Below are 15,416 nucleotides of genomic sequence, written 5' to 3'. Positions count from 1 at the left end.
CGCCGGTGCGCGTCACAACACCTTAGACAGAAACACCCGGCTGCTGCCCTGCGGTTCGCACGGTATCTCGCCGAACCGCACCCAGCCATGCTTCTCGTAAAACCCCGGCGCCTGGAAACTCAGGGTATATAGCATCGCGTTAGCACAACCCCGGCGCCGGGCCTCATCTTCGAAGGCTTGCAGCAACTGGCTGCCGAGCCCTGTGCCGCGCAGCGAATCGGGCAGGTGGAACAGGTCGAGGAAGGCCATGCCCAAGGTGGTCTTGCCGGTGATGCCGCCGAGGATTTGCTGGGTGTCGGGGTCCTTGATCAGCACCGTGAGCAAGCGGCGATCGTTGTAGCCGGTGATGGCTTCGTTGAAGGCAGCGAGGCCATGGCCCAAGATGCGCTCTGCGTCGGGGTTGGGTTGGTCGCTGACTTCAATACGCGGTGCGTTCATCCCTGGAGCGCCATTTCCATTTCATGCCACGCCATCCCACCGTGATCCGACGGCGAAGGGCGCACATAGCGATAGCCCATGCGCTCGTACAGCGGCACGTGCCGCTCCTTGCACATCAAGTGAATCGTCTGCTTGCCCATCCCGCGCATGCGCTGCACAAACTCGGTCATCAACGCCGTGGAATACCCCTTGCCCTGATGCGCCGGGTCGACCACCACCGACATGATCACCACATTCGGCGCCTCGGCCGAATGCCCCACCAACTCCTTGAATGCCTCGTCCGACATCACCACGTTATGAGCGCAGCCGCAGTTGATAAAACCTACCACCTCGCCATCGGCTTCCAGAATCAGAAAGCCCTGCGGATACTGCGCAATGCGCGTGGCGATTTTTCCCAGGGTGGCGGCTTCGTCGCCTTCGTAGGCGGTGGTTTCGATCTCGAAGCAACGCGGGGCGTCAGCGGGGAGGGCGTTGCGGAAAGTGAGTGCGGGCATGGGGTGTCCAGGGGGTGTTGAGCGAAAGGCCACATCATAGGCATCAGGCAAGATCACTGCCAGTCATGCTGCCGCCTTCGCGGCCTCGCTAAAGCTCGACGGCTCCCACAGGGGACTGCATCGCCTGTACAGTTCGACGATCAAAATGTGGGAGCTGTCGAGCTTTAGCGAGGCTGCGAAGACGGCGGATTATGGAGGGAGAGTGAAGTGCTGGAGATAAAACGGGCTACCCCGGAGGATGCGCAGGTGGCGTTCGACATCCGTTTGCAGGCCATCTGCAGCCAGTGCATCGGCGCTTACACGCGCGAGCAAATGATGCTGTGGACGAGGGGAAAGGCCGAGGATGGCTACGGCGTGCTGATGGATAAACTGTTTTACCTGGGGCAGGTAAACGGTCAGGCGGTAGCCACTGGAATGCTCGACTTGGACAACAACGAAGTGGGCGCGCTGTTTGTACTGCCCGAATTCACCGGGCGTGGGTATGGCAAGGCGATGCTCAATCACCTTGAGAGCGTGGCGCGCGAGCTGGAGATTGAAACCGTGGTGCTGGATGCGACGTTGAACGCAGCGACGTTCTATCGAGCCTGCGGCTACGTGGGGGACAAGCAGGCGATTTACCACTCGCCCTCGGGGTTAGCGTTAGTGTGCATCCCGATGACAAAACGGCTGAGCGCCTGACTGAGCACGGTTCCCGATGTGGGGGCTGGTTTGCCGGTGAGTCAGGCGACGAAAATGTTGGGAATGCTGCCGCCTTCGCAGCCGCGCCGGAGCTCGACAGCGCCAATGTTCATCACATCGACCGAAAAGCCGTGCGCAACCGCGCAATCACTGGGTAGATTGATTCCCCCTGGACCTGCGGCGGCGTAGTGCTCTCGCCAAATTCGCGCCACACAAACAGCGTCAGTTCGGCCCCGTCGGTCAGGGCCCGCGCGGGAGGCTGCGCGCCAAAACCCTGCAGAACCCGATATCGCTCATCCCGCCAAAACGCGTCCTCCACCCAGTCGTACACCGGGATGAAATGAAAATGCAGCGGGAATCCCGGCATGTGCCCATAGCGGCTGATGTACAGCCATTTCGGCTTGAACTGCGCCTCCATCACCCGTTGGATCTTCGCAAGCAAACCGCCCAACTCGGCCAGTGCCGCTTCCGGCATCTCCGCCAGGGAGTGGATTGGCGCTTTGGCACCCAGCATCAGGTACCCCGGCAATGCGGAAGCCACGTGATGGTTGAGGCGCCAGTGTTCGGTTTGGTGGAGGACGAAGGCAGGGTCGATCTGCATAAGCGTATCCATGGGAGCAGGACCGGCAGAATACCTGTATCCCACAAATGCGGTCGATCTGTGTCTATCGCACGCGGCACCAGGTGAATAGCCTCAAAGGCTTTCAACCACCACCGAGCCCACCATGGATCTCACCGCCGTCCCCTTTGGCACCACCGATTGGTCCACCCTCGAACCCAGTATCCACCCTGGCGTCACCGGCAGCGCCTTGTGGCGCACCTGTCACTTTGGTACCACTCGGGTGCGCATGGTCGAGTACACGCCCGGCTACCTGGCGGATCACTGGTGCTGGCGCGGGCATGTGCTGTTGTGCCTTGAAGGCGAGTTGCACACGGAGCTGGAAGATGGCCGCCAGTTCACACTGACAGCTGGAATGAGTTACCAGGTGGGCAATGACATGGAAGGGCATCGCTCATCGACGGGCGTCGGGGCGAAGCTGTTTATCGTGGACTAAACCGTCATTCTCCTTAGGCGCGAGCAGGCTCGCGCCTACGGTCTTCCATCAATGCATCTTGCTGTGGTCCATATGGCCATGGTCCATGCCATCCAGCCCACGCGCCTTGGCGTTGACGTCGACAGTCTGCTTTTCACCCTTGGCATTTTGCACGGTGAGGGTCAGCGGCACCTGGTCGCCTTCCTTGATCTGGCCGGTCAGGCCCATCAGCATCACGTGGTAACCGTTGGGGTCGAAGGTCACGGCTTTGCCGGCAGGCAGTGCCACCGAATCCACCGGGCCCATGCGCATCACGTCGTCCTTCATGCTCATTTCATGGATCTGCACGTCCTTGGCCCCGGGCGAGGCCACGCTCAGCAGTTGGCTGTCGCTGTCGGCCGTGACGGTCATGAACGCACCGCTGGAAGGCTGGCCCGGCACGGTGGCGCGCACCCAGGCGTCGGTCACTTGCACCTGGGCGCTGGCGTGCGCTGCGAGGCCGAGCAGGGTCAGGCCGAACGTCAGGCGTTTGAGGTGTTGAACGGCAGTCATTAGCAGACCTCCATGACGGTGAGCAGGTCTTCTGCGCACTCTTTAGCGGTAAGGGATGCCCGCAGGCCCAGGCGCAGGTTGCCACGGGTATCGAACACGAAGCTGGTGGCGGTGTGGGACAGGGTGTAGGTGTCGCCGGCGGGGATCTTTTCATAAAAGATGCCGAATTCCTTGGCGGCCACGGCGATTTCTTCCGGGGTGCCATACAGCGCTTCGAAGCTGGGATCGAAGGCCTTGACGTACTTGTCGAGAATCTCGGGGGTGTCGCGTTCCGGGTCCAGGGTGATAAACACCACCTGCATGATTTCGCCGTCGCGGCCCATCAGCTTCTTGGCCTGGGCGGCACGCGCCAGGGTGGTCGGGCACACGGCCGGGCACTGGGTGAAACCAAAGAACACCACCGGCATCAGGCCACGATACGAACTGAGGGTGACGGTTTCGCCGGCGGTGTTCTTGAGCTTGAAGGTGCGACCCATGATCTTGTCGCTCAAGTCCTTGCCGTACTTGAAGTTCAGCTTGGGGCTGTAGTCACAGCCGCCCAGCAGGCTGCCCAGGCCCAGAAGGCCCATGCCGGTCAGCACTTTGCGGCGGGTGAATAGCGTACTCATCGACGGTGCGTCCTGTGAAACGCCTGCATTGCTCTGGATCTACACATCAGGCTTTGAAAAGGAGTAAAGGAGGAGGGCGCCAAGTCTACCAACCCTGGCGGCGACACGTAATCTGCGACGTTCTGTCACAGGGGCGTGCCGTGCTTCATCCTTTTGTGGCTCTGGTGGTAGAGTCGCCGCCATGAAATTGACCCACCCCGACCGTTCACTGATCGCCTGGGCCCTGTACTTTTGCGTGCTGATGAACCTGTTCGTCTGCGGTTTGGCTCATGGACAGATGACGGGCCAGACACTCAATGGCGTCGGCGGGGCGTTCTGTTCGGTGGATGGCAGCCAGGCGCCAGTTTCAGACAAAGGGTTGGGCAGCCCGTCTTCCAGCAACATCTCGAACTACTTTGCTTGCCCAGTTTGCAATGCGTTGACGCTTGCGCTGGTGTTTCTGGTCGGGCTGGCCTGGCTGTTAGGCCTGGGACGAACGCCACGTCCGACCCATGAACGACGCAACAAGGCGCCGCCGCGTTATTCCTGGCCCTCGGCGAACCCCCGCGCTTCACCTGCATTCTGACGTCCGCCCCGGGGCCTCCTGAAACCAGGAGGCGTTCCATCGTCATGACTGTGAGTGCGTTTCATGAACCTCCTACTGCCCGCAGGCGCCAGCCGCCTGGTCAGCAAGGCGTCCCGTCGCCTGCGCGCGGCACCTGTTCCGCCTGAATACCCCAGTAATTCGCGTAACTTCGTGCATCTGGATGCGCGCCTTTTGCCCTATTGGCACACCCTGTTCGATATCTGCCCGGCGCTGCTCAAACTCGACCCGCCCGAGGGCCTCAACCTGTTTCGCAGCTTCATGACCTGGGCCTATCGCAACCGGCCGCCGCTGGATTGGACCTACCACTTGAATGTCTGCCGCTGGCTGCTGGGCTCGGTCTATGGGGCGCAGATCGATGATGAGCCGATCGAGGCGTTCATGGCGGCGGCGGCCGCGGGCTGGGTCAATACGGACGAAAGCCAGGCCCAGGGTGTGGTCCTGGCCTGGCAGTCGTCGCGGGTTTTCGATTGGAAACACGCTCAGCGTACCGGGACCGAGCACCCGGCGCTGCCACCGCCACCCTGGGATTTTGCCTGGAGCCCGCTGAAAGCGTCGTGTGACTTCAGTGGGTGGTTGCCGGTGCCTTGAGCGGCTGCCGAGCGCCTCCCAACAGCTCCGCCTTGATCTGCATCAAGGCGCGATGCCGATCAAGGAGGTCGGGTGTGAGCGTCGTCCGCCGGTAAGGAGTCGCCTATGGTCGAGCCTTTTCCGCTTCACTCCAAGCACCCGTCACCGGTCACGGATGAACCGTCAACTGCCTGTGCGGGGTGCTTCCTGGCTGTCTCTATGGCTATCGGCGGGCTTAGCCCGCTTGCTCGGCGGTCTGTCGGTGGCTTTGGTTTTTTTGTCGCTGTCTGAGGGGCTGCTGGGGTAGGTCCCAGGCGGCAGGGCGGAACCGGCGTCTCTGTCGCCAGTCAAGGCGTTAGCGGCAGGCTCGGGGTTATCACCAAAGGCGGCGAGGGCGGGGCCGGCGAGCAAGGCTGAGAGGCCGACGATAAGAAAAATCCGTTGGGACGATCTGGTCTGCATGACGCAATCCCCTATCGGGTGGGTACATCCAGAAACAGCCCCGAAGCCTGGATCACGTCCAGGCTTCGGTCATGCTCCGATCAAGCCGCCATTGGCTTGGCCGACTGCGCCTTTTTATGCGCGGCCTTCATGGCTTCCATTTCAGCGCCCAACTCTTCCAGCAGCGCCTTACCCAGCAGTTTTTTAGCCTGGGGGAACATCTCGGTTTCCTCTTCTTCGATATGGTGCTCCAGCAACTCCTTGACCACTTTGACGCGGCCGGAAAACTCTGTTGTCGAAGGCTCAGTCTGCTTCAAGTCAGGCAGCACCAGCGAGTCGACGGTGCGATGCTCTTCCTTGGCTTCGTGGTACATGATGTCCTGTTCCTTGCCACCGGCCTTTCTGAAAGCCGGGTACAGAATCTCTTCTTCCAGCTTGGTGTGCAGGCTGATTTCTGCTTCCAGCTTGGCCAGTAGCTCAGTGCGCTTTTTAACCCCGCGTTCGGTTGACTCACTCAATTGAGTCAACAGGGCCTTCACGCGTTCGTGGTCGGCTTTAAGCAGGTCAATGGCATTCATGGGTGACACCTCACGGGAGAATCAGGCGTGTCGAATTGCACGCCTCGTCTTGAGGAGACATTGCATCAGGTGTACCAAGCTGAGCCTTTTCTGAATATTTAAATAAATCATGCGGTTAGCGGCTAGATAACGGGCCGGTTGTCGTGCAGCTTGCATGGTTGCCTGCGTGGAGGGTTGCATTCCACCATGAATGGCGGGCGTATTAGCCGTTGCAGGTAATTTAAATGAACCCTCAGCGCCGATGCTTGACCTAATGCACAAGACCTCAGGAGGTGACTCATGCAATTAGAATATATCTGGATCGGTTTGGCCGTGATTTTGCTGCTCGCAGAACTGTGGGCGATTAACGTTGTGTTGCGCAGCACGAGTGGCTGGGAGACTAAGGGGTTGTGGCTGATAATCCTGATCTTTGTGCCGCTGTTTGGGTTGATTGCATGGGCAATGTTCGGGCCAAAACGTGAGATGCCCGAGCAGCATCGAGGCTAAAACAGAGGTAAAAAAACAGGCGCCCACTGGGCGCCTGTTTGCGTTCAAAGCCACCTGTTCAGCCTGCGACAGCCTTGGCAATCGTGTCGTTGAACGCCGGCAAGTCGTCCGGCGTGCGCGAGGTAATCAGCGTCCAGCCATTGGCTGTGCACGTCTTGGTCTCGGCATCGACCCAATCCGCCGCGCCGGCATTGACCAAGTCGGTGCGCACACTCTTATACGAGGTCAGGGTCTTGCCCTCGATCACGCCCGCATCGATCAGAGCCCATGGTCCGTGGCAGATCGCCGCCACGGTTTTACCCGCCGTGACGAATTCGTTGATCAACGTTAAGGCAGCTGCATCCTGGCGCAAGGTGTCGGCATTGACGGTGCCACCGGGGATTACCAGGGCATCGAAGTCCGCCCCGGACAGTTCGGACAGCTTGGCGTCCGACTCTACGGTGCGGTCCTTTTCGGTGTCGCCGACAAACGTCTGGGTGGTGCCGCCCTCACTGGATCCATGGGTCACCGTAGCGCCAAAACCGCGCAGCGCTTCCAGGGGCTTAAGCAGTTCGTCGCGTTCGATACCCGTGTTGGAGGTGATGATGAGGATGTTCTTGCCGTTGAGTTGCGAGCTCATGTTCGAGTGCCTCCTGAGTCGTGGGGTTACTTGGCGTATTTGGCTTGCAGATCCTTGGCGGCCTTCAGGTGAGCTTCAAGGGTTGGCAGAGTCTTGGTGGCGAAGGCCTTCAACTCGGCATTGTCCGAAGACATGGATTCTTTCTTGAACAGCTCGACGGTTTTTTCATGGGCGGCGACCTGATTGTTGGCGTAGGCCTCGTCAAACGATTCGTCGCGCATTTCCAGGATGGCTTTCTTAGCCTTATCCGTCAGGGCAGCATCATCCGGTACTTCGATGTCGAGCTTTTTAGCCAGGGTCGCCAGTTCCTGATTCGCCTTGGTGTGTTCAGTCACCATGTGTTGGGCAAAGGTCTTCACATCAGCCGAACTGCTCTTTTGCAGGGCCAGCTTGCCCGCTTCGATTTCGGTGATGCCACCTTCGGCCGCATTGTCGACAAAGCTATTGGACGTTGCCGCCATGGCGGTCGAAATTGAGCCTGCAACCAGTACGAAGGTCAGGCCCATTTGTTTCATTAACTGAGTAGTCATGGTGTGGCTCCTTAAAGGTGGCGTGATGCCGTTACCTGAGTGTTGAGGGGGTGGCTGTGCAAAAGGTTTAATTTAATTCGCGCTTATTTCGCCAGTGGCCGTGCCCGGTTGAATTCTTGAACTATCGAAATTCAGTGGCCTCTGCTGCTTAGGTGCCCGCGGATTTTTGCGGGCTGAAACTGCCAGGAGATTGACCATGACCGATCACAAAAACGCTGACAAAACCCCAGACCCGATCAGCTCGGAAAACGTGCAGAAAGGCATTGAACAGCCATCCAAGGGGCAGACCCTGGACCGTCCGAACCCCAAGACCGAAACCGTCGATAAAGTGCTGACACCGACTTCGATCAAAGAGACTGAGCGCCAGACCGATGCGATTAACGAGCAGGCCGACAAAGCCGAGCGCAAGTTGGGGCACTAGCCATGGCTCGGGCGATTACCGCGTCTGAGTTGGGCATCGAGCTCAAGCCTGACGATGACGCGAGCCTGTTCAAATGGTTTATCGCCAGCTTCTTGATGGGCAAGCGGATTCAGGCGCCAATCGCTGCGCAGGCCTACAAGGTGATCGTTGAAGAACAAGGTCGCGACACTGCACGCAAGTTGCAGCACTGCACTTCACGGGAATTGGTCGTCATGTTAGGGCGTGCTCACTACGTGCGTTACGACGAAACCACCGCGCAGCGCTTGCTGGACCTCAGTGCCAAGCTGAATGCCGAGTACGCTGGCAAGCTCACCCAGATGCGCAGTGCCAGTAAAGACCGCCAGGCGTTTGAAAAGCGCCTCGGGGAATTCGACGGCGTAGGACCTAAAACCATCGAGATTTTCATGCGTGATGCGGCGCCGGTGCTGTTTTAACCACGTCGCTTTTTGTGGGATGCGCGGGCTGGAGTTTACCGCGTGAGCATTGGCCGGCATTTGTGGTCGAGGGCACCCATTTGCAGCGCTATGCGTCACGCTTCAATGCGGGTGCTTGAGCCGCGTTACGCTACCTGGCTCGCAGCTGAGGTAATGTTGCAGGATTTTGAAATTGGCAGGGTTGCCGCTGATCCTGCTGTGATTGAAACCGGAGCCTTGCCCGACGCCTTGTCCCTACTCGACCTCTACCCGCAACACTTCCAAGCCTAACTGCTCATACGCCTCCACACTCGGCACATGCCATTCGGTAATCAGCGTATGAATGCGGCTGCAGGGCGCCACCACAAAGGGCTCCACCGCACCGAGCTTGTCCGCCATGGTCACCGCCACTACATGGGAGGCGCTGTCGAGCAAGGCTTGCTTGACCGCCACTTCATCAAAGTGCAGCGAGCTGATGCCCACTTGCGGATGCAGCGCGCACACCCCGGTAAACAGCAGGTCGGCCTTTATGCTTTGGATAAGGCGCACAGTTTCGTGGCCGTTGGTGGAGAGCGTCGCGGGGTTGAGTTGGCCACCGGTGAGGATCACTTTTACATCGGGGTGGTCGGCCAATGCGATGGCGATCAAGGGCGACGTTGTGACCACGGTCAGGCGAATGGAGCGGGGCAATGACTGCGCGATCTGCAGCGTTGTGGACCCGGAATCGAACAGCACGATCTGGCCATCTTGCACGCGGTCGGCCGCCAGTCGGGCGAGGCGGCGCTTGGCCTCGTTGGTTTCGCCAACGCGGGTGAAAAAGTCTTTGCCAGTGTCCTTGGGCCGAGGCAGGGCGCCGCCGTGCACGCGTTGCAACAGACCGGCGGCGGCGAGTTCGCCGAGGTCCCGGCGGATGGTGTCTTGGGATACGGCAAAGTGGTCCACCAATTCCGAGGCGGTGACTTTGCCGTCGCGTTCCAGCAACAACAGGATCTTCTGTTTGCGCAAAGAAGGCAGGTCAATGGCGTGATGAGTGTCGTGCATGTTTTTGCGTCATTTTGCGTGTTTATGCAAGATTATGCGTCTGCCGATATAAACGCAATGGCTGGTTGAGCAGCCGATGGGCGGTTACTCTCAGTGTTCAGTTCAGGGAGAGGTGACTTAGATGTCGTTGATTACAACCATCGAAGATTTACGCAAGCTCGCGCAAAAACGTGTCCCACGGATGTTCTACGACTACGCCGACTCCGGCTCCTGGACTGAGAGCACCTACCGGGCGAATGAAAGCGATTTTGCCAGCATCAAATTCCGCCAGCGGGTGGCGCGCAATATCGACGAGCGCTCGATCCGTGCCAGCATGATCGGCCAGGACATGGCCATGCCGGTGGCGCTGGCGCCGACCGGATTGGCCGGCATGCAGCATGCCGATGGCGAGATCCTGACCGCCCGCGCGGCTGCCGCGTTTGGCCTGCGCTACACCTTGTCGACCATGAGTATCTGCTCCCTGGAAGACATCGCTGAACACGTCGGCCAGCCGTTCTGGTTCCAGTTGTATGTGATGCGCGATCGCGCTTTTATCGAACACTTGATCGAACGCGCCAAGGCTGCCGGCGTGGATGCGTTGGTGCTGACCCTCGACCTGCAGATCCTCGGGCAACGCCACAAGGACTTGATCAACGGCCTCTCGGCACCGCCCAAGCTGACCCTGCCGAATATCCTCAACATGGCCACCAAGCCGCGTTGGGTGATGGGCATGCTGGGCACCAAGCGCCGTGGTTTCGGCAATATCGTCGGGCATGTGAAAGGTGTGGCGGACATGAGTTCACTGTCTTCCTGGACGGCCCAGCAATTCGACCCGCGCCTGAGCTGGGACGATGTGGAGTGGATCAAGAAGTGCTGGGGCGGCAAGTTGATCATCAAGGGCATTCTCGATGTAGAAGATGCGCGCCTGGCCGCGAATTCCGGCGCCGATGCACTGGTGGTGAGCAATCACGGCGGTCGCCAGCTGGATGGCGCGCCGTCGAGCATCAGCCAACTGCCGGCAATCGTGGAGGCGGTGGGGGAGCGTATTGAAGTGTGGCTCGACGGCGGCATTCGTTCTGGCCAAGACGTGCTTAAGGCGATGGCGTTGGGTGCAAAGGGCACCATGATCGGTCGGCCGCATTTGTATGGCCTGGGTGCGATGGGCGAGGCGGGCGTGACCAAGGCACTTGAAATCATCGCCCGTGAGTTGGACGTGTCGATGGCGCTGTGTGGGTATAACGATATACGCGATGTGAATCGCGAGATTTTGTTGCCCGGCACATTTCCAGAAAACTTTTATTGAGCAAAAAAAACGTAAAAATATGAAAAGAGTTGTCCACGAAAACCGTGGGTATCTCTGTGGATAACTTTGCGAAGCCCCGACAGGGTTGGCGATTTAAGCCAAGATCAATATTTGATCAACTTCTGACTTGGCCCAGCATGGGCTGGGTTTGCGCTTGACAGGCAAGCGCGAATCCAGTGCCGGAATGTGTTTTCAAGACTCGCCGTTGCGGCCTGTGGCGTGCGTGACAACCTGGGGTGGCATCTTCGCTTGCATCAGTTTGTCCAACGCCTGGCCATAACTGCGACCGCCCAGGCTCATGCTGTTGTTATGGCTGGCGCCGGGTACCAATAACAGCCGTTTGGGTTCCTGGGCGGCTTCAAACAATTGTTGGCTGAAACGCGGCGGCACGTAGCGGTCGTCTAGGCCATGCACCACCAGCAACGGCATATGGATATCGGCAATCTTGTCGATGGAGTCGAATTTCTGCGACAGCAGCCAGCGCACCGGCAACGAACTATTGGCCACCGCCGTGGCTACATCTGCCAGCGAGGTAAAGGTGGATTCAATCACCAAGCCGCGAACTGGCAGTGGTGTTTGTTTGCCTAACTCGGCGGCCAGATCGATGGCCACCGCGCCGCCCAGGGAGTGCCCGTAGATCAGGCGTTTGCTGGGGTCAGGTTGCAGCACCTGGAAGCGTTCCCAGGCAATTCGAGCGTCTTCATACACGCTGGTTTCTGACGGAAGCTCGCCGTGGCTCTGGCCGAAACCGCGGTAGTCGATGGCCAGCACCGAGTAGCCCAGGGCGTGCAATTGCTCGATGCGAAACAGTTGCCCGGTGAGGTTCCAGCGTACGCCGTGCAGGTAGAGGATCGCGGGTGCGTCCTTCTTGTCCGCCGGGTACCACCAGCCATGTATGTTCTGCCCCGATTTGAAACTGGCGGGTTTGAGTTCGAACTCCTGCACGGCCTTAGGTAAGCCGCTGTACCAGCTGGCGGTACCTGGCTCGATGCGAAACACCAGTTCGCGTTCCTTGTGCTGCAGCACGGTGCACCCCACCGGCAGGCCTACGATCAACAACGCCATGCACAACAGCGGAAACCAGCGCAGGCTCAGGCGCGAGAAAAAACGAGAGGGCATGAAGCTTCCAGAGAAAAGGTGAAGCAGGGTTTTTACCAGATGGCCCACACAGGCAGGAATTAATTCGACAGCCGTCCACGCGGATTGCTTGCAAAGTGTTACAGCATTGAACAATGCGTGCAGGGATTGTTAGGGTGGGGCCGAACAGGAGAGCAAGCACATGGATTTCACAGGCAAAACCGCAATCGTCACTGGCGGCGCACGCGGGTTGGGACTCAGCTATGCACGGGCACTGGCCCAAGGCGGCGCGCGAGTGGTGATCAGCGATATCGGCGCCGACAACGCCGGCTCAGGCAGCGATGCCTCGGTGGTGCAGTCGGCGGCAGAGGCCTTGCAGGCCGAAGGCTTGACTGTTATCGGCCACGGCGGTGACTTGTCCACGGACGAGGGCTGCCAACAACTGGTTGCGTTCGCCATCGAGGCATTCGGCCAACTCGATATCCTGATTCACAACGCGGGCTGGGTGGGTTACCAGAACATCGCCGACCTCGACGTTGCGTTCCTGCAACGTGCCATGGATATCAACCTCTACGCACCACTCTGGTTGTGCAAGCACGCCTGGCCGCATCTGCTGCGTTCATCTGCGCCGCGCATCATTCTCAGCACCTCCGACCGCGCCATGTATGCGCAATATGAACAGACCGGCCTGGTGGCCTACAGCGCAGGCAAGATGGCGCAACTGGGGATGATGAACGCGTTGAGCCATGAAGGCTTTGATGCGGGGATCAGAGTCAATGCGATCTCGCCGGTCGCCAAGACGCGCATGTGGGGCGTGACCGAAGAACCGGATGAACTCAAGCCGGAGTGGGTGACGCCGGGGGTTGTGTTCCTTGCATCAACGCAGTGCGACGACACGGGTTACATTCTGCGCGCCAGCAACGGGCAATTCACCGCCACGCGCTTTACGGAAAATCCCGGTGTGGAATACCCCCGTGATTTGGCCCGAATCAAAGCCCGAAGCGCAGAAGAAGTCGCTGCCGCCTGGGGTCGCATCAAACAAACGCAGACACTTTCTTGAGAAAACCGATCATGGATAACAGCCCCGTTCGCATCACCGCAGAAGAGACACTCTCGGAAAACTGGTACCTGCTGAAAAAATACAGCTTCGACCTGCGCCGCCGCGACGGCAGCTGGCAAGCCCAGACCCGCGAGGTATACGACCGCGGCAATGGCGCGACCATCCTGCTGTACAACCGCGAGCGGCGCACCGTGTTGTTGATTCGCCAGTTTCGGATGCCGACGTTCGTCAATGATTACCACGGATACCTGATCGAAGCGGCGGCGGGGTTGCTCGACAATGCCAGTCCCGAAGAACGTATTCGCCTGGAAGCGGAAGAAGAAACCGGTTATCGCGTGGGGCATGTGGAGAAGGTTTATGCGGCGTTCATGAGCCCGGGCTCGGTGACGGAGCGGATTCACTTTTTCATCGGTGAATATCAACCGGGGGATCGGGTTGGCAGCGGCGGCGGGCTGGAAGAAGAGGGCGAGGATATAGAGGTGCTGGAACTGGGCTTTGAGCAAGCACTGGCAATGGTGCAAAGCGGGGAGATTGCGGACGGGAAGACCATCATGCTGTTGCAGCATCTGGAATTGCGGATGTTGAAAGAAGGGTGGTGAGTCAGCTTTTGTAGTGAGCAGGCTTGCCCTGCGCTGGGCTGCTAAGCAGCCCTAAAAATAGACACTGCCGATTTAACTGAAAAACCCATTGCCTGGATTGGGGCCGCTGCGCGGCCCAACGCGAGCAAGCTCGCTCGCCACAGGAGTGGGTCTCGCTTTCTTGAGCGTGGTTTAGGTTTTTCCCTTTTTAAGGATTGATACAACGTGTCTCAACCAAGTTATTCCGTCGGGCCACTCGCTGCGGTAATAGTAGTAGCAACCAATATCGCTGAATAAGTAATCTTCAAGCTCTTGCTCTGTCTTTCCACTGCGCATCAGCTTACCTAGTTCTTCTTGTACTTCTAATAGCGTATCTTCAGATGATTCGGAGATGAAAAATTCAATAACATCGTCCGCTTTTTTGTGGTCATCAACCCAGTCTTGATTGAAGTAGCCAGCAAGAAATTGTTGTAGTTCAGGGTGGTCTTGATTCATGGGTTTGGAAATCCAGTATGAATTCGGCAGCCAGTATGCATGTTATGGTCTCTGCGGATTATTAGGTAAATTTCCTTTCCCGAAACCGCTCTCGTACTGTCCTTTTTAATGCTGGTGCCTACGGGATATTTGGTTTTTTGAGCGATGACGATTTGATTGTTATTCTTGATTTTTTGCTCCCGCCTCGTTGCTGTAATCTTTAAGGCGTTCAAGTAGTACTTCCATAAACGCTCTCTTGTTGGTGATGTTATCTTCGAAATATGTGTCGAGTAGATAAAAGACAGATTCGAAGTTTTCCTTTTTTGACAGGTAGTGTTCAATGGTTTCTATAAACCATGTTTGCTCATCCTTTCTGTATAATAGGAAATCCGGTTTGGTTAAAATATCGAAAAGCTCTGAAAGCTCAGCTGTATTATTGACATTTTTTGAAGCTATGATTTCTTCGCGCTCTAAGTTTTTAGTGTTTTCTGTGCTGTAAGTGAATAAAAGACCTTTCAATATGGCGAGGCTTGGTTTCTTTTTCATCTGTCAAACTCCGTGTAGGCTGTGATTGGTTTTCCATCTTCATTGAAGTACACGACTGCCTTGGTTTGTTTTCCATATTCTAGCCCGTCTCTTTTATAGCCTTCTCCGATAATTTTTCCCATGTTTATGGGTTTTTGGGCCTCGGCTCGACCATTGAGTTTTAATATTAAGGTTGCTCGCTCAATTGCATTGAATTGATCTCTATGGCTAAGAAAGTGCGTAGCAGCACTTGGTGGTCTTGGTGTACCCGCTCTTCTTCCCCTGTCGAAGGTCTCGATTTCGCCTGTGGTCGGATTTCTAGCCGTTGTTACCCGCACAAATTGGGACTCTAATGATGTTTGAGCTCCATGTTTTTCCAAGAAGTGAGCTCCTGGAATTGACGTCTCAAGCTCCGATAAGCGCCGATGAATATTTGACTCAGCCAGCTCATTAATTCTTACCTGTCGTTCTGCATGTGTTAGTTGCGGTAACGCTGGTTCTCCGTGATCAACACCTTTTGCAGGATTTTGAGCGGAACCGCTCGGCTTGCAAGCATCCGTACCAGGGCAAGTGCTTAATCCCAGGGGATCCACCCATCCTGTCGGGTTGAGCACGTACCGGTACGCATTGATCCCACCCGCCAGCTTCACCGGATCCGGCGTCAGGTAGCGACCAACATCCGGATTGTAGTAGCGATGGCGGTTGTAATGCAGCCCACTTTCCTGGTCAAAGTACTGGCCTTGGAAGCGCAGCGGGTTGTCGACTTTTCCTATGTCCAGGCGGCTGATTTCGCCGTAGGCGCGGTAATGCGCGGACCAGATGATTTCGCCATCTGGGGCGGTGAGTTCTTGTGGCGTGCCGAGGTGGTCGAGTTGGTAATGGTAGGGCTTCGTTTCTTTTGGACCGAAACCTTCCAGCAGCGCCAACGGGCGGA

At 57.7% G+C, this 15,416-nt stretch carries 24 protein-coding genes and 1 pseudogene; 11 read left to right on the top strand and 14 right to left on the bottom strand.

All coding sequences use genetic code 11. The features are described from left to right. Positions 1–12: 12 nt before the first annotated feature. Both AACY08_RS06585 and AACY08_RS06580 read right to left on the bottom strand, forming a co-directional pair. Positions 13–438, bottom strand: coding sequence for a GNAT family N-acetyltransferase (locus AACY08_RS06585; RefSeq protein WP_339437291.1), 426 nt, complete (start codon positions 436–438; stop codon positions 13–15). Then, positions 435–932, bottom strand: coding sequence for a GNAT family N-acetyltransferase (locus AACY08_RS06580; RefSeq protein ID WP_339421324.1), 498 nt, complete (start codon positions 930–932; stop codon positions 435–437). Before AACY08_RS06580 ends, AACY08_RS06585 begins: the two co-directional genes overlap by 4 nt. A gap of 207 nt (positions 933–1,139) precedes the next feature. Here AACY08_RS06580 and AACY08_RS06575 point away from each other — a divergent pair, with 207 nt between their 5' ends. Next, positions 1,140–1,610 (top strand): GNAT family N-acetyltransferase, encoded by a 471-nt coding sequence (locus AACY08_RS06575; protein WP_339468691.1) that lies wholly within the window; start codon positions 1,140–1,142, stop codon positions 1,608–1,610. Positions 1,611–1,722: 112 nt separating this feature from the next. On the opposite strand, the gene AACY08_RS06570 is transcribed toward AACY08_RS06575, so the two are convergent. Continuing rightward, positions 1,723–2,211: an HIT family protein gene (locus AACY08_RS06570; RefSeq protein WP_339468690.1), complete on the bottom strand. Its 489-nt coding sequence runs from the start codon at positions 2,209–2,211 to the stop codon at positions 1,723–1,725. A gap of 124 nt (positions 2,212–2,335) precedes the next feature. Here AACY08_RS06570 and AACY08_RS06565 point away from each other — a divergent pair, with 124 nt between their 5' ends. Next, positions 2,336–2,665, top strand: a complete 330-nt coding sequence (locus tag AACY08_RS06565; RefSeq protein WP_314569705.1) for a DHCW motif cupin fold protein — start codon at positions 2,336–2,338, stop codon at positions 2,663–2,665. Between the two features lie 48 nt (positions 2,666–2,713). Here the strand turns inward: AACY08_RS06565 and AACY08_RS06560 are convergent, their stop codons facing one another. Together AACY08_RS06560 and AACY08_RS06555 are read right to left on the bottom strand one after the other, a co-directional pair. Then, the gene (locus AACY08_RS06560) at positions 2,714–3,196 is read right to left on the bottom strand and encodes a copper chaperone PCu(A)C (RefSeq protein WP_339468689.1); all 483 of its coding nucleotides are present in this window, start codon (positions 3,194–3,196) and stop codon (positions 2,714–2,716) included. Next, on the bottom strand, positions 3,196–3,804 hold the full coding sequence (locus tag AACY08_RS06555; RefSeq protein ID WP_339468688.1) for an SCO family protein: 609 nt from the start codon (positions 3,802–3,804) through the stop codon (positions 3,196–3,198). Before AACY08_RS06555 ends, AACY08_RS06560 begins: the two co-directional genes overlap by 1 nt. A 181-nt stretch (positions 3,805–3,985) precedes the next feature. Here AACY08_RS06555 and AACY08_RS06550 point away from each other — a divergent pair, with 181 nt between their 5' ends. Beyond that, on the top strand, positions 3,986–4,369 hold the full coding sequence (locus tag AACY08_RS06550; protein ID WP_339468687.1) for a DUF2946 domain-containing protein: 384 nt from the start codon (positions 3,986–3,988) through the stop codon (positions 4,367–4,369). A 63-nt stretch (positions 4,370–4,432) separates the two neighbouring features. Continuing rightward, positions 4,433–4,978, top strand: coding sequence for a putative natural product biosynthesis protein (locus AACY08_RS06545; protein WP_339468686.1), 546 nt, complete (start codon positions 4,433–4,435; stop codon positions 4,976–4,978). 521 nt (positions 4,979–5,499) lie between these two features. Here AACY08_RS06545 and AACY08_RS06540 read toward each other — a convergent pair. Continuing rightward, positions 5,500–5,976: a hemerythrin domain-containing protein gene (locus AACY08_RS06540; RefSeq protein WP_339468685.1), complete on the bottom strand. Its 477-nt coding sequence runs from the start codon at positions 5,974–5,976 to the stop codon at positions 5,500–5,502. A 279-nt stretch (positions 5,977–6,255) separates the two neighbouring features. Between AACY08_RS06540 and AACY08_RS06535 the strand changes: the two genes are divergently transcribed. Next, positions 6,256–6,462 carry a PLDc N-terminal domain-containing protein gene (locus AACY08_RS06535; RefSeq protein ID WP_049712903.1) on the top strand — a complete coding sequence of 69 codons (207 nt, stop codon included), beginning with the start codon at positions 6,256–6,258 and terminating at the stop codon, positions 6,460–6,462. 58 nt (positions 6,463–6,520) lie between these two features. Here AACY08_RS06535 and AACY08_RS06530 read toward each other — a convergent pair whose 3' ends face one another. Together AACY08_RS06530 and AACY08_RS06525 are read right to left on the bottom strand one after the other, a co-directional pair. Then, positions 6,521–7,081: a type 1 glutamine amidotransferase domain-containing protein gene (locus AACY08_RS06530; protein WP_339421265.1), complete on the bottom strand. Its 561-nt coding sequence runs from the start codon at positions 7,079–7,081 to the stop codon at positions 6,521–6,523. Positions 7,082–7,107: 26 nt separating this feature from the next. Then, complete coding sequence (locus AACY08_RS06525; RefSeq protein ID WP_339421266.1) at positions 7,108–7,611, bottom strand: DUF4142 domain-containing protein; 504 nt, start codon at positions 7,609–7,611, stop codon at positions 7,108–7,110. A 196-nt stretch (positions 7,612–7,807) separates the two neighbouring features. Between AACY08_RS06525 and AACY08_RS06520 the strand changes: the two genes are divergently transcribed. The 3 genes and pseudogenes from AACY08_RS06520 to AACY08_RS30370 form a co-directional block, all read left to right on the top strand. Beyond that, positions 7,808–8,032, top strand: a complete 225-nt coding sequence (locus AACY08_RS06520; protein WP_339421267.1) for a hypothetical protein — start codon at positions 7,808–7,810, stop codon at positions 8,030–8,032. A 2-nt stretch (positions 8,033–8,034) separates the two neighbouring features. Continuing rightward, the gene (locus tag AACY08_RS06515; RefSeq protein WP_339421269.1) at positions 8,035–8,466 is read left to right on the top strand and encodes a DNA methylase; all 432 of its coding nucleotides are present in this window, start codon (positions 8,035–8,037) and stop codon (positions 8,464–8,466) included. 14 nt (positions 8,467–8,480) lie between these two features. After that, positions 8,481–8,576, top strand: a pseudogene (locus AACY08_RS30370) (DUF72 domain-containing protein); the annotation flags it as partial. 124 nt (positions 8,577–8,700) lie between these two features. On the opposite strand, the gene AACY08_RS06505 reads toward AACY08_RS30370, so the two are convergent. Continuing rightward, positions 8,701–9,486, bottom strand: a complete 786-nt coding sequence (locus tag AACY08_RS06505) for a DeoR/GlpR family DNA-binding transcription regulator (RefSeq protein ID WP_339468684.1) — start codon at positions 9,484–9,486, stop codon at positions 8,701–8,703. 121 nt (positions 9,487–9,607) lie between these two features. Between AACY08_RS06505 and AACY08_RS06500 the strand changes: the two genes are divergently transcribed. Beyond that, positions 9,608–10,768 carry an alpha-hydroxy acid oxidase gene (locus tag AACY08_RS06500; RefSeq protein WP_339468683.1) on the top strand — a complete coding sequence of 387 codons (1,161 nt, stop codon included), beginning with the start codon at positions 9,608–9,610 and terminating at the stop codon, positions 10,766–10,768. A 192-nt stretch (positions 10,769–10,960) separates the two neighbouring features. On the opposite strand, the gene AACY08_RS06495 is transcribed toward AACY08_RS06500, so the two are convergent. After that, entirely contained in the window at positions 10,961–11,887 is a 927-nt protein-coding gene (locus tag AACY08_RS06495) for an alpha/beta hydrolase (protein ID WP_339421277.1), read from the bottom strand. 160 nt (positions 11,888–12,047) lie between these two features. Here AACY08_RS06495 and AACY08_RS06490 point away from each other — a divergent pair, with 160 nt between their 5' ends. After that, positions 12,048–12,905, top strand: coding sequence for an SDR family NAD(P)-dependent oxidoreductase (locus AACY08_RS06490; RefSeq protein WP_339468682.1), 858 nt, complete (start codon positions 12,048–12,050; stop codon positions 12,903–12,905). A gap of 11 nt (positions 12,906–12,916) precedes the next feature. Then, on the top strand, positions 12,917–13,504 hold the full coding sequence (locus AACY08_RS06485) for an NUDIX domain-containing protein (RefSeq protein WP_049712913.1): 588 nt from the start codon (positions 12,917–12,919) through the stop codon (positions 13,502–13,504). Between the two features lie 171 nt (positions 13,505–13,675). Here AACY08_RS06485 and AACY08_RS06480 read toward each other — a convergent pair whose 3' ends face one another. The 4 genes from AACY08_RS06480 to AACY08_RS06470 all read right to left on the bottom strand — a co-directional run. After that, positions 13,676–13,978 (bottom strand): contact-dependent growth inhibition system immunity protein, encoded by a 303-nt coding sequence (locus AACY08_RS06480; protein WP_339468681.1) that lies wholly within the window; start codon positions 13,976–13,978, stop codon positions 13,676–13,678. Further along, on the bottom strand, positions 13,975–14,190 hold the full coding sequence (locus AACY08_RS30365; protein WP_445262019.1) for an RNase A-like domain-containing protein: 216 nt from the start codon (positions 14,188–14,190) through the stop codon (positions 13,975–13,977). Before AACY08_RS30365 ends, AACY08_RS06480 begins: the two co-directional genes overlap by 4 nt. Then, positions 14,138–14,503: a hypothetical protein gene (locus AACY08_RS06475; RefSeq protein ID WP_339468680.1), complete on the bottom strand. Its 366-nt coding sequence runs from the start codon at positions 14,501–14,503 to the stop codon at positions 14,138–14,140. The genes AACY08_RS30365 and AACY08_RS06475 overlap by 53 nt, the downstream gene beginning before the upstream one ends. Further along, positions 14,500–15,416: RHS repeat domain-containing protein (locus tag AACY08_RS06470; RefSeq protein ID WP_339468679.1), on the bottom strand; the 917-nt coding region annotated here is incomplete at its 5' end. The genes AACY08_RS06475 and AACY08_RS06470, both read right to left, overlap by 4 nt.

Origin of the sequence: Pseudomonas sp. EL_65y_Pfl1_R83 (assembly GCF_963970695.1) — a bacterium.
GTDB classification, from domain to species: Bacteria; Pseudomonadota; Gammaproteobacteria; order Pseudomonadales; family Pseudomonadaceae; genus Aquipseudomonas; species Aquipseudomonas tritici.
The sequence above is the reverse complement of the archived record's forward strand: the minus strand, read 5'-3'. Positions and strand labels throughout refer to the sequence as shown.

What these genes read in the sequence shown, in the direction of transcription:
- AACY08_RS06500 (WP_339468683.1), top strand. Translation starts at nt 9,608, where the DNA reads ATGTCGTTGATTACAACCATCGAAGATTTACGCAAGCTCGCGCAAAAA.
- AACY08_RS06555 (WP_339468688.1), bottom strand. Translation starts at nt 3,804, where the DNA reads ATGAGTACGCTATTCACCCGCCGCAAAGTGCTGACCGGCATGGGCCTT.
- AACY08_RS06585 (WP_339437291.1), bottom strand. Translation starts at nt 438, where the DNA reads ATGAACGCACCGCGTATTGAAGTCAGCGACCAACCCAACCCCGACGCA.
- AACY08_RS06550 (WP_339468687.1), top strand. Translation starts at nt 3,986, where the DNA reads ATGAAATTGACCCACCCCGACCGTTCACTGATCGCCTGGGCCCTGTAC.
- AACY08_RS06475 (WP_339468680.1), bottom strand. Translation starts at nt 14,503, where the DNA reads ATGAAAAAGAAACCAAGCCTCGCCATATTGAAAGGTCTTTTATTCACT.
- AACY08_RS06570 (WP_339468690.1), bottom strand. Translation starts at nt 2,211, where the DNA reads ATGCAGATCGACCCTGCCTTCGTCCTCCACCAAACCGAACACTGGCGC.
- AACY08_RS06515 (WP_339421269.1), top strand. Translation starts at nt 8,035, where the DNA reads ATGGCTCGGGCGATTACCGCGTCTGAGTTGGGCATCGAGCTCAAGCCT.
- AACY08_RS06540 (WP_339468685.1), bottom strand. Translation starts at nt 5,976, where the DNA reads ATGAATGCCATTGACCTGCTTAAAGCCGACCACGAACGCGTGAAGGCC.
- AACY08_RS06525 (WP_339421266.1), bottom strand. Translation starts at nt 7,611, where the DNA reads ATGACTACTCAGTTAATGAAACAAATGGGCCTGACCTTCGTACTGGTT.
- AACY08_RS06565 (WP_314569705.1), top strand. Translation starts at nt 2,336, where the DNA reads ATGGATCTCACCGCCGTCCCCTTTGGCACCACCGATTGGTCCACCCTC.
- AACY08_RS06520 (WP_339421267.1), top strand. Translation starts at nt 7,808, where the DNA reads ATGACCGATCACAAAAACGCTGACAAAACCCCAGACCCGATCAGCTCG.
- AACY08_RS06490 (WP_339468682.1), top strand. Translation starts at nt 12,048, where the DNA reads ATGGATTTCACAGGCAAAACCGCAATCGTCACTGGCGGCGCACGCGGG.
- AACY08_RS06495 (WP_339421277.1), bottom strand. Translation starts at nt 11,887, where the DNA reads ATGCCCTCTCGTTTTTTCTCGCGCCTGAGCCTGCGCTGGTTTCCGCTG.
- AACY08_RS06530 (WP_339421265.1), bottom strand. Translation starts at nt 7,081, where the DNA reads ATGAGCTCGCAACTCAACGGCAAGAACATCCTCATCATCACCTCCAAC.
- AACY08_RS06545 (WP_339468686.1), top strand. Translation starts at nt 4,433, where the DNA reads ATGAACCTCCTACTGCCCGCAGGCGCCAGCCGCCTGGTCAGCAAGGCG.
- AACY08_RS06560 (WP_339468689.1), bottom strand. Translation starts at nt 3,196, where the DNA reads ATGACTGCCGTTCAACACCTCAAACGCCTGACGTTCGGCCTGACCCTG.
- AACY08_RS06580 (WP_339421324.1), bottom strand. Translation starts at nt 932, where the DNA reads ATGCCCGCACTCACTTTCCGCAACGCCCTCCCCGCTGACGCCCCGCGT.
- AACY08_RS06480 (WP_339468681.1), bottom strand. Translation starts at nt 13,978, where the DNA reads ATGAATCAAGACCACCCTGAACTACAACAATTTCTTGCTGGCTACTTC.
- AACY08_RS06505 (WP_339468684.1), bottom strand. Translation starts at nt 9,486, where the DNA reads ATGCACGACACTCATCACGCCATTGACCTGCCTTCTTTGCGCAAACAG.
- AACY08_RS06535 (WP_049712903.1), top strand. Translation starts at nt 6,256, where the DNA reads ATGCAATTAGAATATATCTGGATCGGTTTGGCCGTGATTTTGCTGCTC.
- AACY08_RS06485 (WP_049712913.1), top strand. Translation starts at nt 12,917, where the DNA reads ATGGATAACAGCCCCGTTCGCATCACCGCAGAAGAGACACTCTCGGAA.